The organism is Thermoactinomyces mirandus (genome assembly GCF_013868055.1).
Taxonomy (GTDB): domain Bacteria; phylum Bacillota; class Bacilli; order Thermoactinomycetales; family Thermoactinomycetaceae; genus Thermoactinomyces; species Thermoactinomyces mirandus.
On sequence record NZ_JACEOL010000020.1, the window covers coordinates 24,999 to 38,539 of the forward strand.

A 13,541-nucleotide genomic window follows, 5' to 3' on the forward strand; every position below is an offset into this window, starting at 1 on the left:
GGGAAATGATTCTTTCCAAGAAAAAAGGAAAGAACAAAAAGTATAGAACTTCCAATTTTTTTCTGTTTTTTCATGAATTATTGCGGCTGTTTCACGCGCTGCAAACGCAATGCGTTTAACACGACCGAGACCGAACTGAATGCCATCGCCGCTCCGGCCAGCCAGGGTTCCAACAAACCCATGGCAGCAACGGGAATGCCCAAACTGTTGTAAGCCAGGGCCCAAAAAAGATTCTGCTTGATATTCTTCATCGTTTCCCCGCTGATCATCAGCGCATCGGCTATATGTTTCAGGTCTCCGCTCATCAAGGTGATATCTCCTGTCTCCATGGCAACGTCCGTTCCCGTTCCGATCGCAATCCCGATATCCGCAGTGGCAAGCGCCGGAGCGTCATTGATCCCGTCGCCAACCATAGCCACTTTTTCCCCTTGTTGTTGCCACCTGTGAACCTCCTCGGCTTTCCCTTCCGGCAGAACTTCTGCCGACACAAGATCAATGCTCACCTGTCTGGCAATTGCCTCAGCCGTACGCCGATTGTCCCCCGTAATCATGGCAACTTTCAGTCCCATCTGGCGCAGTCGTTCAATCGCAGAACGCGAAGTCTCTTTCACGGTGTCAGCCACAGCAAGAATTCCCGCACATTCTTGGTCCACCGCAATAATCATCGCTGTTTTTCCCTCTTCTTCCAGTTGAACCAACTGTTTTTCAATATGGGTGGTATCCATGCCGGACTGATTCATCAAGCGGCGGGTTCCAATGAGTATGTTTCGCCCGTCTGCCTCGGCTTTTACGCCTAGACCGGGAATCGCTTCAAAAGACTGGGGATCGTCAAACGGGATCTTCTCCTTTCTTATTCCTTCCACAATCGCTTGTGCCAGCGGATGCTCCGAATTTTTTTCCGCCGCGCCCGCCAGCCGTAATACCATTCCTCTATCCCGGTTACCGGAAATAATGATATCCGTCAATTCCGGTGTTCCATGAGTAACCGTTCCCGTTTTATCCAGGATCACCATTGTGGTCTGTTGCGCCCGCTCCAGATGTTCCCCACCCTTGAACAGGATTCCCCATTCCGCCGCACGGCCCGAACCGGCCATGATTGAAGTGGGGGTAGCCAATCCCAGCGCACAGGGACAGGCAATAACCATCACAGCCATCGCTTTTTCCAGCGCTTCAGCAAACAAATGCGGTTCCAGCAGGAAATACCAGATTAAAAAAGTAAGAAAACTGATTCCTACCACAATGGGGACAAATATGCCGGAAATCCGGTCGGCAATCCGCTGAATCGGCGCTTTTGATCCCTGTGCTTCCTGGACAACCCGGATAATCCGGGCAAGTGTGGTATCTTTCCCTACTTTGGTTGCCTTGAAGACAAGACGCCCATGCTGGTTTACGGTCGCACCGATCACCTTGTCCCCAACCTGTTTTTCCACCGGAACGCTTTCCCCGGTTAGCATCGACTCGTTAACGGCCGAACTGCCCTTTACCACTTCCCCATCAACCGGAATCTGTTCACCGGGTTTGACAATCACCAGATCGCCAACCTTCACTTCTTCAACCGGAATTGTCATTTCCTGACCATCCCGAATCACCAGGGCGGTTTTCGCCTGCAGCTCCATCAGTTTGGAAATCGCATCTGATGCTTTTCCCTTGGCGCGTGTCTCCAAAAGTTTTCCCAGTAAAATCAGGGTGATCAGGACAGCACTGGTTTCAAAGTACAATCCCCGCTCGTGAACCATTGAAGCCGGCAGTGTCAGCATGGCAAACAGACTGTAAAAATACGCGGCCGAGGTTCCGAGCGCAACCAGAACATCCATATTGGCACTTTTGTTGCGCAGCGCATTCCAGGCCCCTTTATAAAAAGGAGCACCGATTGCAAACTGAACCGGAGTGGCAAAGGCCAGCTGAATCCAGGGATTCATCAGCCACTCAGGCAGCCATAGAAAAGAAAGAAAAGAAAAATGCCCAATCATCGTCCATATGAGCGGCAAAGAGAGCAGGAGTGATAAAAGAAACCGCAGCTTCTTTCTGTTCCACTCCTTCTGCTTATGATCCGGCCCTGCTTTTTCGGCGCTTTTGGGTTTTGCCCCGTACCCCAGCTGCCCGATTTTCCTGACAAGATCGGAAACCTCAACTTCTCCGGAATAATAGGTCACACTTGCTGTTTCCAATGCGAGATTGACAGAAACCTCATCCACACCGGCCAACCGGTTGAGGCCCTTTTCGATCCGGCTGGCGCAGGCTGCACAGGTCATTCCCGAAATCTCAAGTTCCGCTTTTTCCTTACGCACCTCATAGCCGAGGCTTTTGATTTTATTTTCAAGATCCGACAGGCTGATCCGCTCCGGATCATAGGTAACGCTTGCTTCTTCCAGTGCAAAATGAACATTTGCCGACTCCGTTCCATCAAGTCTGGAAAGTCCTTTTTCAATCCGGTTTGCACATGCCGCGCACGTCATTCCTTCTACCGGCAGGCGAACCGTTTTTAAGTGGCGGAGGTCTTCTGACAATTTCCACCCCTCCCAGTCATCTTCATCAAAATCATGCTACGACATCGTATCCCTGGTCCTCAATCGTTTCTTTCACTTTGGATAAATCAACAGACTGTTCATCATAGGAAACTTTTACGGTCCCGCTTCCCAAATCCACTTTTGCTTCGACCCCGATTCTTTTTAATGCTCCTTCAATCGCTTTCACACAATGATTGCAAGACATTCCTTCAACACGGATGGTTTCTTTTTTCATAACAGTCTCCTCCATCATTAAATTCATTCCTTACATCCTTATTATAGTATACCCCCCTATTGTATGCAAAAAAGTCCTGAAATATCCTGAGGTATACCTTACTTCCATCATATACCTGATTTATTTTCGACATAATCCGTCCATTTCCTTTCTTCAACCGGTTTTTCAATCTTCCCTCAGAAAAAGGGAACAGCCCTGTTTTGCGGCTGCTCCCTTAAAACGGCTTCTTTCATCAATACTTTCGAATCTGAAAGTTTTCCCGGAGTAATGACCAGTTTTTCGGGAAATCTTCGCCAAGTACCCAGTAACTGATCCCCCGTAAGCCGTATTCCTTGATCAGGTTGAATTTGGCCTGCATACTGTGTTCGTTTTCAAACCAGACAACATGCTTTTTCCCTTGCTTGTCCCAGTAATAGAAAAAAGGGGCATCGTCCCGGTTGTTATACTCAATTTTCAGCGCCCTGTTTTTAGCAAATGTCTCCGCTTCCTGCGGGGCGATTCGCTTGGCCGGAGGGCCTCCTTTACGGTACGGCAATATCCAGTCGTAACCGTACAGGGGAGCTCCCATGACAATTTTTTCGCGAGGAATTTTCTTTACCGCATAGTCAACAACCTTGCGAACCTGCGGGATTGGTGCCACAGCCATTGGCGGCCCGCCCGTCCATCCCCATTCATACGTCATTAAAATCACAAAGTCTGCTACTTTCCCGTGAAAAGCATAGTCATGCGCTCCATGCCAAGGACCCGACTGCGTATCGCTGCTTTTGGGCGCCAACGCTGTCGAAACAGTGAATCCTTCCCTTTTCACCCTCGGCAAAATTGTCTCCAAAAAGCCGTTATACAGTTTCCGATCCTTTTCATAGATATGCTCAAAATCTACATTAAGAGCGCGATATCCTCTTTGTTTCATCACCGTAACCACGTTTTGGATCAGCCGTCTGGATGCCTGTCGATCCGTAAAAATCCGGTGCGCCAGATCAGGCTGGAAATTTCCATCGGCAAAATTGGTCAGCACCAGCATCGGAATGGCCCCGTTACGACGGGTAGCAGCCAGCGGGGCTTCATCTTTTAACGGAATCAGATCCCCATTCGGCTTGACCTGATAACTGAAGAAAGCAACATACGTCAAGTCGCGGGCTGCTTCATTCACATCACTGACTGCTGTTTCGGGAACAATCGGTTCCAAAAAGCCAATGCTTTCGATTGGCTTTTTCTTTCCTTTCAAGTCAAGCTCGTTTTCACCCCTCTCATCCGGCAAAACCCTTCCTCTGCTGGTTAACGGAACTTTTTCCGGCTGGGCGGCCCGGTTACTGATTTGCTGGGGATTGTTCCGGTCAGGACTTGTCTGGTTTAATCCATTACAGCCTGCCAATAAAAAGATAAAAACTAAAAAAGCTAAAAAGGGTTTTCTCATATTGATCACCTTTGTTGGAAAAAATTGATTATCTATAATATCTTTCGGATTTCTCTTTTTATGCACCGCTAATTTTCCGGCATGGTTTAATTGACTTTCGGATTGGAAAAAATGAGGGCCAATTCCTTGTAATGCCCAAATGACAGCAGGCTTTCGAGATCCGGGATGGGCACCGAAATCCAAATATTCCCGCTGGATCTGTTTTGGTGCAATTACGGATGCAACCTTGTCCGGATCGGACAACCAGCAGCAGCAATTTCTCTGTCCGCTTCCAGGAACAGACGTTAACACCGGATTAAAACCAAAAAATTTTTCAAGTTAATCCTGGAAACTTGCTATTCCCATCCAGTGATATGGTCAGAAATTGAATACAGGGGCCCGCGGCTATGTCCGGATGCAACTGGGAAAGCTTGACTCGTGGGAGGCACACCAGTCGATTGTCACGCTTCTTGCCATTCTGCTTGCTCTGTTTAAAGGCCGCCTATTCCGCAGAATATATTAAAAATAAAATATAATCAGGTTAAATTTAAAGAAGAAATCGTTGCTTGATCAAAGACGGCTTTTTGGTTTAGGAAAACTTATTTTTTAGTGTGTTTTTATAATATTTTAAAATAAAATTGTTTGATGACAGGAGCTGATTTCTTGGGAATGCCATCTGCCTGAAATTGCTTTCTGTAGCAAAACAATCTCTAAAATCTTATTCTAGGAACATGGCCGCCAACAGGCTTGTGGAAAACTTTTTCCGCAAAAAATAATAAAGATCAGTTGTATAAAAGTAACAAAAGTTATAAAATTTTGTCTGAGAATTATTGTTCAAGAAGGGAGATCGCTTGTGGAGGAGTCACAATGGAAAGCAAAAATCCGACTAATTGCTGATAAAGAAGAGAAAATCATTCAGCAATTATTAAACTATAACCCCCAGCCTCATTTGACGGAAGTCATGGATCGCTGTTCATTATGTTACAAAAAAACACACCGGATCGATATCCGGATCGTCGAAGACCAGGAAGGCCTTTTTGAAGATGGCATCAAAGTTTGCAAACATTGTGCTGAAAAGCATCGATTAAAAGAATTATTTAACGAAAAATCCGCCTCGTACCACGGCTTGACAGAAGCCATTCTGCGAATCTGCGGAACCGCTTATTTAAAAAATTACAAAGAATAGAAGGATTTTAATAAATTATCGCCAATAATATAAAAAACAACTGTGGGGGTGAGAGAAATGCACTTTTGCTGTGGCGAACCACCAGCAGTCTAAATACATAATTTAAAATTATTCAAATTTTGAATAAGGTTACCGATCGGAACAAAGGATTGGTAACCTTTTCTATTTCCACGAGATTGCTCCATTCCTGGCAAAAGGGACAAAATCGGCAAAGGACGCCTAAGCACCCGCCTTAAAGTGAAGACTGCTGCGATGCGCGGCAACCTGGAAAACAGGCGCAAAATAAAAATCGGATCAGTAAACGGATGATCCGTTTACTGATCCTTTCATTCCCGTAGATTCATTATTTCACTTTCCATAACTTCCAACGCTTGAACAGCCCCAACCGATCCTCGCCGAATTGAACCTGTTTGCATTCTTCCAGCGTTGTCGCCTGTGCTTCACAGAAGCGCTTGATCCTGGACAGGTTTGTAATCTCTTTAGTCTTTCCGCTTGCACAGTGTATGACGATAATCTTGTGATCGGTCTGGTCGTACCAGTATCGTATCGACATAATCAGACTACCTCTTTCACTTTGAATTCATCCTTTTCGCGCCACCGTAACCATACCGGTTATGATCGACTGTACATCTTTCCCGGCATACGGTGTATCCTGAAGCCAGATCTTTTGCTGGCGCACATCATTGATGACATTAAATTCCGAATAACTCAAAACTTCTTTTTGTTCTTCCCGGCATTTGGAACTGTTGCACACAAACCGTTGCCCTGGATGAGGCTTTTCGGTCTGGCAACAATTCGATTTGATTACTGTTTCACAATCCTTGCATTTAATCCAAAACAGATAGAGTGTTTCAACCGTTTTCATTTCCTCCATTTATACACACTTCTCCTGTAAAAAACGTTTTTTTCTTGACTCACCAATACCGACCTCCATCCAATCTTTTTCTCCGATGCAGAACTGATTGAATAATGATTTATGATCAGACAACACACAAACCGTTAAACAGGCGATGTTTTGCTTGTTTTTAGTATATAACCCATGACGAATAGTGGCAAATTTCTGAAATAACCGTATTTTCTTATATTTTATTCCAGATATTTAGAATGATTATCATAATATACTGCCAAAAAGACCAGATATTTGGCAGTTTTTATGAGATAAACCGAAAATCGGAATCCCCTCGCCCGATTTTTGCAAAAAATTTTTTTGCAGAAATACTGGACCGTCCTCGCCTTTCCCATAAAAAAACCTGCAGACCAAGGATTTTGGTTTACCGGAACGTTTTCCTCAGTATCTTTGGTTTTTCTTCTCCCGATACGATTGCAAACACCTCCCGGAATTTTTCCGACGTTCAGGATGTTCGCGGTTGTTGAAAACTTGCCTATCGTACAGGATTTCCCCAACAGATATGTGATTTTTATAACAAAAATACCTCTACCGTCAGCAGAGGCTCTCCATATCATCCTTTTATGGTTTTGGTCTGGCGCTATCTTTGTATGCCAATCTGCACTCTACCATTTCCACAACTTCCACGGCCTGTTAAACATGCCTAACCGGTCCTCTCCGCTTTGAACTTGTTTGCATTCGTCGAGCGTAATCCCCTGGGCTTTGCAAAAGCGATCAATCTTGACCGGACTTTTGATCACTTTTGTCTTTCTGCTCGCACAATGCTGGACGATAAGCTTTTGGTTTGTCTGATCATACCAATAGCGAATCGACATGATCAATACCTCTTTCACTTTAAATTGATTTTCAGATTCGAGTTACCATCGCCACATACAAGTTTTTTGTTAAGAGGGATACTAAATAGCCAATAATTCAAAATTTTTCATTGATATCACGGTGCCCTGATTTTCTTGTTTTTTCTGCCAACCTATGATTCTATGCCATTTAAAAATAACTTTCCATTCCACACCTGTTATACCGTCTTCCGTTTCTGGTCGCTGAAAATATCATAGGAATTGCCGGCAATCACCCGTTTCGCGTGTTTACCCTTCATAATCTCCATTTCAACCAGATTGGATAAAGGAATGGAGATTTTTTCGCCATTGCCGGTTTCAAGCTGGCATCGGCACACCCCGCTGTTGCATCGATACCTGAACACCCTGTAAGGAGACCCGGTTTGCTGTTTTATCTCATCAAACACATTACGAATATTATGCGTGAAAAACATCACATCCCCCCTATACTGATAATTTATAATATTTATATATCAATAATCAAATAATTAATATTAGTCTTTAGCTTCACTTATTATAAATAAATAAAATACTAAAAAACCTATTATAAACAGATAGATTTATTTTATAAGCAGGATAACTTCAAATATAGAAGAAATATTTAATTAAAATAGATCGCATTTCAGAAAAATTTTTTTAAGAAGGGATTATAATGGAATTTGACCGAATTGAAATAGGCAAATTTATCAAGAAGACCAGAAAAGCCAAACGACTGCGCCAGCAGGATCTCGCCGACGAAAACATTTCCCAGGTAGTCATCAGTTATATTGAGACGGGCAAACCCGAAATCAGTGAGGAGAAAATCAGATATCTGCTGAACAAACTGAAAATAAGGGAAAGCGATTATAAGGAATTTTATGTGGAGGACAACAAAGAAGCGTCAAAAGAATTGGAGGAAGAAATGAAGCTGCGCCTGATCGCCTTGGAAACCATTATTGATTTAACCGCTCCCGAACAGGGACTGGAAGAGCTGAGAAGCATCGGGTTGCCGAATGGTTCCCCTCTGGACGCAGATATCTATTACCTGAAAGGAAAATATTATCTCTATAAAAGAAATCTCAAAAGAGCCAACAAATATTTTTTCCAGGCCATACGCCTGGTAGATGACAAGTATCCGGAAATGATTGGCAGCAATTTGAAAGCGGCCAGTTATTTTGGACTGGCCAAACTGGAATATGCAAATAATGATTTGAACAAAGCATTAGAGTATTGCAAAAAAGGCGAATCGTCGTTTATTATTGATGGGGGAAGGTCCTATTTACAAGCTGGATTTTTGGTAAGCAAAGTTATTTTTTTACAAAAGCTGAATCGACTGGAGGATGCCCAAAGCGCCCTGGATAAGCTCAACTCACTAAATTCGGGCAAACCGTGCTTCATTGAAAGCAGAGAAATTATACTAAATGCTTATGAATTACAAGCAACGATATGGGCGAAAGGAAATATGACAAACAATGCCATCATCCATGCCAAAAAAGGCATTGAACTGGCCCGGATCGACAAAGCTTATGACCGGTCTTGCGAACTTTGGACAACGTTGGGCAGCATTTACAGCAACAAGAACAAACTTCATCTGGCAGAAATCTGTTTTCTGACCGCATTAAAACTGAAAAACAAAATCCAACGGGAATATCTGCTCTCTTATGCCAATACCCAGCTGGGCAACCTGTATACCAAAAAGAAGAAATTTAGCAAGGCGGAGAAAATGTTTCAAAAGGCGATCTCCATCAGTAAAAAAACAAACGATGCTTACCAGGAAACCGAAGCTCTGATGGGTTTGGGCGAATGTTACATACATCAGAACAATAGCGCTCATGCCATAAAATGCCTGAAACACGCCCTTGAACTGGCAAAACAAAGCGGATTTACAAAGCAAAAAAACCAATTACTCTTAAAATTGGGGCATTATCTGAAAACGATTGGCAATCCGGGCTTTCAAGAATATGTATTTGATTTTTTTGAATCCAATGTAGAGGCGCTCTTTAACAGAAAAGGAGGTGAAAGTGCAATGCCCTATTATTTTAGTCAGACAAAACGTCACTCCGCTGGTGATCCGCCGGATCTCTAAACTGTTATCATCCTTATATGACTTTATTGATGAATAAGCCAGCAGGCCATCGGTTCAAACGATGGCCTCTTTTTGACGGAATGCTTAAGGGAATCGAACAGATACGATTCCCGTTTTGCGTTCATGGGCAGTCAGATAAGAATGGCGCTTGAAAAAACCAATACAGTTTCTGTTCTCTATTAACAAGTTCAGTTGGAAGAAAAGACCTAAAAACAGACAGGCATCATCCAACAAAATCCCCTTCCAAAATACGGACAAAACCTGCGTTTTATACATTTCAGCGTTTGATCCAGTAGTTGGGGATTTAAACTTTGCAAAAAGGTAAAGATGAACATCCTTTGAATGTAACTCAGAAAGATTTTGATGGGCAAAGAATCGCTCCCCAATTGACTTTAATCTCAGTTAAACCATCTCTCCGGCAGCATACTGACGACATTCACGACATTCAGAAGGAGGATTTACGAATCTCCTGCCCTGGTTTCTTTCTCCATCAAGGATTCAAGGTCGAACGTTTTCTGAAACAGGTCCTTAAAAAGAGGTTCCACTACTTCTCCGAGCTTGGCCAACGGGTCATCGGCCTGAAAGATTTCAGAGTGTGTTACTCTTTTGATAGGATTATCCCGCTCGAAAAAAAATTCCACTCCTCCTTCTTCTTTCTCCTGATCCAGTTTCTTTACAAACTGGTCATCTTCCAGTTTCCCATAGTCATCCAGCGTGTGGAAATCAGCACATTTCAGGGAAATGGTTTTGTCCCTGAAATCGGTGACGGACAGCATCACCTCTCCGTCTTCATCTCTCCGGTCCACAAACTCCACCTTTGCCACAAACGGCTCGATTTGCGGCTCATATTTGTCGCAAATTTTTTCATACAGGTTCAGCAACTCATCAGCCTGGTCAATCCATTTGTTATTAATGGTTGTCCTTTTCAGTTCCAGTTCTTTTTCCTTTTTGTAACGCTCGATCTGTTCCTCAACAATTTCCTGAAAAATGGTTCCCTTGGCTTTTTTCTCGAGAGCCCCCAATCTTTCCTTCATCTTCCACAACCCTGTCCATTGAAATTTGGGGGATATTTTTCTCTTTTTCCGCCGTATTTATTCAGGAGACTGTCATTTTATGGCAGGTTGAAGCAGCATGGCCTTCGAGTGACAGACGGCCACATGGGGCAAGATAAGAGCAAAAGAAACGTAAAAAGGAGCATATCATCAAAATGCGGTCTATGTGGAAAGGAAGTATCAGTTTCGGATTGGTGAATATTCCTGTCAGCCTGTACAAGGCAACAGATGATCACAAGACAAGTTTTCGCAGCCTGCATGAAGAATGCAAGCATCCGATCCAATACAGGAAATGGTGCCCCGTGTGCAATCGGGAAGTGGAACAAAAAGAGATCATTCGCGGCTATGAGTATGCCAAGGGAAATTACATTATCATCACCGATGATGATATCAAGGAACTTCCCCTGCCCACCTTGCGCACCATCGAAATTCTTCATTTCACGGATCAGGACAGCATCGATCCGATTTATTACGAAAAAACCTACTATCTCGGTCCCGGCGATTACGGCGGCAAGCCTTACAAACTCCTGTATGAAGCAATGAAACAGACAGGAAAAATTGCCGTGGCCAAGGTTGCCTTCCGCACCAGCGAACATCTGGCGGTTATTCGCATTCACAAAGATTGCCTTGTCCTGAATATCATCCATTATCCGGCTGAAATCCGTGCCGTTGAGTCAGTTCCCGGAATTGAAGCGATTGCCGGGACAGAAGTGACGGAAAACGAATTGCAAATGGCCACCAGATTGATCGGGGAGATCAGCGAAAGTTTCCGCAACGATTACAAAAGCAATTACGAAGAGGCGCTGAGAAAACTGATCGAGTCCAAAATCCAGAATAAAGAAGTGGAAGAACCACAAACCGAACGGGCCAGCAATATCGTTGACCTGATGGAAGCCCTGCAACAAAGCCTGAAAGCACAGGGGCCGAAAACGAATGCCAGACCGGGCACAGCGGCCGTCGGTGGAGAACCGGATCTCGCGGGTGCCAACAGTCCAGAACCCAAACGGCGCAGACGGAAAATCTGACAGACCGGAAAAAACCCTTATGTTTTTCAAATCCTGATAAGCTGCTTCTTTTCATGGAGGAATGAGGATGTCCCCCATCTATGACAAGCACCATGACCAGTTTAAGGACAGATTGAAACGTTACGTTCACCTGCAGGCAGTCGAAGCTGCCATTGTCAAAGACCGTTTGCCGATCAAAACCCTTAAACTGGGCAGGGTGTATGATGAATGGCTGGATCGCCTTTCATACCGCATCCATCAGGATCTGGTCAAACTGCGGCAATACATTCAATCCCACGGGGAAATTGTCCAGATCCGGCAAGAGAAAGAGACACGGATCGTGGAATACAAATACAACGGTTACCTTTTTAAAATGGAATACCTGAACCGACTGATGCGTGTAGAATGTGAAGAATTGCTAAGAGCATATGCAGGACTCAGGAAGCATTGACAAAAAAGTGAGATGCTGTATAAGACAACCACTTTTATATTGGCAAGGGTATGGTGCCTTGTTCAAAAATAATGCTGTGAATAACTTTTCTGTAGTCTTTAGGCTGATGATCAATCATCGGCCTTTTTTTGATACAGATTATTCCAAAAGAAGGAAAAGAAAACGTTGATCCGCGCGTCAAGGATATTCGCATCTTTTTTGTAAACTCCCGCGATGAACAAAAAATCGCAGCAAAGAAGTCATTATGGAAAACCCTGTTTGATGATGCAGATGCGGCAACAAGCAAGCCAAACGTTGTAAGCCGTGCGAATTGGGGGGCGGATGAATCCCTTCGCTATGACACAACCGGAAAGGAAGTCTGGCCCCGGGAATATCAAACTGTCACGCATATGGTCGTTCACCATACAAACACGTCCAATTCGGACCCTGATTACGAAGCAGCGATTCGTGCGATTTATGCATATCACGCCAAACCCGCAAGCCAGGGAGGGCGAGGTTGGGGAGATATCGCCTATAACGCCCTGATTGCTCCAAACGGCACCATCTATGAAGGGCGCAAGGGAAAAGACGGCGATGTGTTAACAGAAGGCGTCGTCGGAGACCATGCCTACTTTTTCAACTATGGCAGCTTTGGCGTTTCCATGATTGGCAATTACGATCAAAAGGCCCTTACTTCGCAGGCGCGCAACTCGCTGGTGCAAATGCTGGCTTATACAGCAGGATACTGGAATATTGACCCAGCTGCCAAAAAGGACTTTGTCCGCAATTACGAATACAGTGATCCCACTGTACCCAAGGGACTATAATGTCCCAACCTTAACCGGTCATGGCCTGTTGCCACGCGCAGCGACCAACTGCCCTGGTTCCTACGTTAAACCAAAATTACAAACAGGGACATTGGCAGCCGATGTCAAAGCAGCCATGCAATCCTCGGACAACGTCAAACGTCTGACAGGAGCAAACCGGTTTGAAGTATCGGCAAATGTCAGCAAAGAGATGAATACCCTTGGTGTTTCATCGGAACCATCCTGATTGCCCGCGGCGATCTTTATACCGATGCCTTGTCAGGCGGGCCGCTGGCAGGAAAATCAGCGTCACCCATCCTGTTAACCTCTACTTCTTCTCTGCCAACAGAGATTAAAGCAGAGATTACCCGCCGCCACCCATCCAAAGCGATCATCCTGGGAGGGACGGGCTCCGTTTCGACCACCGTGGAAACCCAATTAAAAAATCTGGGTGTAACCACGGTTGAACGGATTGCCGAACCAAACCGATTTGCGGTATCTGCCTCGATCGCGGAAAAAGTGATGGAGGGAAGCAGCAATGACACAGCAATCATTGCCAGCGGACTGACCTTCCCGGATGCACTTTCTGTGTCAGGAGTGGCCGGGAAAAATAAAATGCCGATTTTGCTGGTATCCACAGACAAAATTCCGGCGGAAATCCAAGCTTTCATCAATAATCATCCGGAAATTACGAAGTATGTGATCGTGGGCGGACCAGGAACTGTTTCAGATATCGTGAAAAATTCATTGGCTTAATCCGGAAAATCGGTAACTCGCCTCGGTGGTGCAAATCGCTATGAAGTGGGCGTCAATATTGCCAACTACTTCAACCTGAGTCCCAACACCACTGTTTTTGCCCGCGGAGATAACTTTGCGGACGCCTTGTCCGGAGGTCCGCTCGCTTCCGCTACGGGAGCGCCGATTCTGCTCACACCAAGCAGCAAACTGGACACATCGGTTGAAGCTTACCTCAAGGCTCATCAAACCGAACTGGACAACGCCTATATCCTGGGTGGAACCTATTCCGTTTCGCCACAAGTAGAATATAAAATTGGCTCTTATGTACAATAAAAACAATTGGCGCTATCTGCACCCAGATAGCGCGAGGCTGTTGACAAAAGAA

General features: G+C 44.8%; 15 protein-coding genes and 1 pseudogene. 8 read left to right on the plus strand and 8 right to left on the minus strand.

Features of this window, described 5'->3' with window-relative positions; translation table 11 throughout:
• Positions 1 to 77: 77 nt before the first annotated feature.
• The 3 genes from H2C83_RS06510 to H2C83_RS06520 all read right to left on the minus strand — a co-directional run bounded on the left by H2C83_RS06510 (position 78) and on the right by H2C83_RS06520 (position 4,156).
• On the minus strand, positions 78 to 2,507 hold the full coding sequence (locus H2C83_RS06510) for a heavy metal translocating P-type ATPase (RefSeq protein WP_281364108.1): 2,430 nt from the start codon (positions 2,505 to 2,507) through the stop codon (positions 78 to 80).
• A gap of 31 nt (positions 2,508 to 2,538) precedes the next feature.
• Positions 2,539 to 2,742 (minus strand): copper ion binding protein, encoded by a 204-nt coding sequence (locus H2C83_RS06515; RefSeq protein WP_181738967.1) that lies wholly within the window; start codon positions 2,740 to 2,742, stop codon positions 2,539 to 2,541.
• 232 nt (positions 2,743 to 2,974) lie between these two features.
• Positions 2,975 to 4,156, minus strand: coding sequence for a glycosyl hydrolase family 18 protein (locus tag H2C83_RS06520; protein ID WP_181738969.1), 1,182 nt, complete (start codon positions 4,154 to 4,156; stop codon positions 2,975 to 2,977).
• Between the two features lie 832 nt (positions 4,157 to 4,988).
• Here H2C83_RS06520 and H2C83_RS06525 point away from each other — a divergent pair.
• Positions 4,989 to 5,321: a hypothetical protein gene (locus H2C83_RS06525; protein ID WP_181738971.1), complete on the plus strand. Its 333-nt coding sequence runs from the start codon at positions 4,989 to 4,991 to the stop codon at positions 5,319 to 5,321.
• A 343-nt stretch (positions 5,322 to 5,664) separates the two neighbouring features.
• Here the strand turns inward: H2C83_RS06525 and H2C83_RS06530 are convergent, their stop codons facing one another.
• The 4 genes from H2C83_RS06530 to H2C83_RS06545 all read right to left on the minus strand — a co-directional run bounded on the left by H2C83_RS06530 (position 5,665) and on the right by H2C83_RS06545 (position 7,495).
• Entirely contained in the window at positions 5,665 to 5,874 is a 210-nt protein-coding gene (locus tag H2C83_RS06530) for a hypothetical protein (RefSeq protein ID WP_181738973.1), read from the minus strand.
• Between the two features lie 27 nt (positions 5,875 to 5,901).
• Positions 5,902 to 6,195 (minus strand): hypothetical protein, encoded by a 294-nt coding sequence (locus H2C83_RS06535; RefSeq protein WP_181738975.1) that lies wholly within the window; start codon positions 6,193 to 6,195, stop codon positions 5,902 to 5,904.
• Between the two features lie 638 nt (positions 6,196 to 6,833).
• Positions 6,834 to 7,061 (minus strand): hypothetical protein, encoded by a 228-nt coding sequence (locus H2C83_RS06540; protein ID WP_181738977.1) that lies wholly within the window; start codon positions 7,059 to 7,061, stop codon positions 6,834 to 6,836.
• Between the two features lie 179 nt (positions 7,062 to 7,240).
• Positions 7,241 to 7,495 carry a hypothetical protein gene (locus H2C83_RS06545; RefSeq protein ID WP_181738978.1) on the minus strand — a complete coding sequence of 85 codons (255 nt, stop codon included), beginning with the start codon at positions 7,493 to 7,495 and terminating at the stop codon, positions 7,241 to 7,243.
• A gap of 218 nt (positions 7,496 to 7,713) precedes the next feature.
• Here H2C83_RS06545 and H2C83_RS06550 point away from each other — a divergent pair, with 218 nt between their 5' ends.
• On the plus strand, positions 7,714 to 9,126 hold the full coding sequence (locus tag H2C83_RS06550) for a helix-turn-helix domain-containing protein (RefSeq protein ID WP_181738980.1): 1,413 nt from the start codon (positions 7,714 to 7,716) through the stop codon (positions 9,124 to 9,126).
• Positions 9,127 to 9,584: 458 nt separating this feature from the next.
• On the opposite strand, the gene H2C83_RS06555 is transcribed toward H2C83_RS06550, so the two are convergent.
• Positions 9,585 to 10,160 (minus strand): hypothetical protein, encoded by a 576-nt coding sequence (locus H2C83_RS06555; protein ID WP_181738982.1) that lies wholly within the window; start codon positions 10,158 to 10,160, stop codon positions 9,585 to 9,587.
• A gap of 173 nt (positions 10,161 to 10,333) precedes the next feature.
• On the opposite strand from H2C83_RS06555, the gene ku reads away from it, so the two are divergent.
• The 6 genes and pseudogenes from ku to H2C83_RS06585 form a co-directional block, all read left to right on the plus strand.
• Positions 10,334 to 11,203, plus strand: coding sequence for a non-homologous end joining protein Ku (gene ku, locus H2C83_RS06560; RefSeq protein WP_181738984.1), 870 nt, complete (start codon positions 10,334 to 10,336; stop codon positions 11,201 to 11,203).
• 67 nt (positions 11,204 to 11,270) lie between these two features.
• Entirely contained in the window at positions 11,271 to 11,633 is a 363-nt protein-coding gene (locus tag H2C83_RS06565) for a YhjD family protein (protein ID WP_181738986.1), read from the plus strand.
• Positions 11,634 to 11,761: 128 nt separating this feature from the next.
• Positions 11,762 to 12,439: an N-acetylmuramoyl-L-alanine amidase gene (locus tag H2C83_RS06570; protein ID WP_181738989.1), complete on the plus strand. Its 678-nt coding sequence runs from the start codon at positions 11,762 to 11,764 to the stop codon at positions 12,437 to 12,439.
• Positions 12,440 to 12,530: 91 nt separating this feature from the next.
• Positions 12,531 to 12,665: a hypothetical protein gene (locus tag H2C83_RS18100; protein ID WP_281364109.1), complete on the plus strand. Its 135-nt coding sequence runs from the start codon at positions 12,531 to 12,533 to the stop codon at positions 12,663 to 12,665.
• Positions 12,666 to 12,694: 29 nt separating this feature from the next.
• Complete coding sequence (locus H2C83_RS06580) at positions 12,695 to 13,174, plus strand: cell wall-binding repeat-containing protein (RefSeq protein WP_181738993.1); 480 nt, start codon at positions 12,695 to 12,697, stop codon at positions 13,172 to 13,174.
• Positions 13,175 to 13,204: 30 nt separating this feature from the next.
• Positions 13,205 to 13,489, plus strand: a pseudogene (locus H2C83_RS06585) (cell wall-binding repeat-containing protein); the annotation flags it as partial.
• Positions 13,490 to 13,541: the final 52 nt, after the last annotated feature.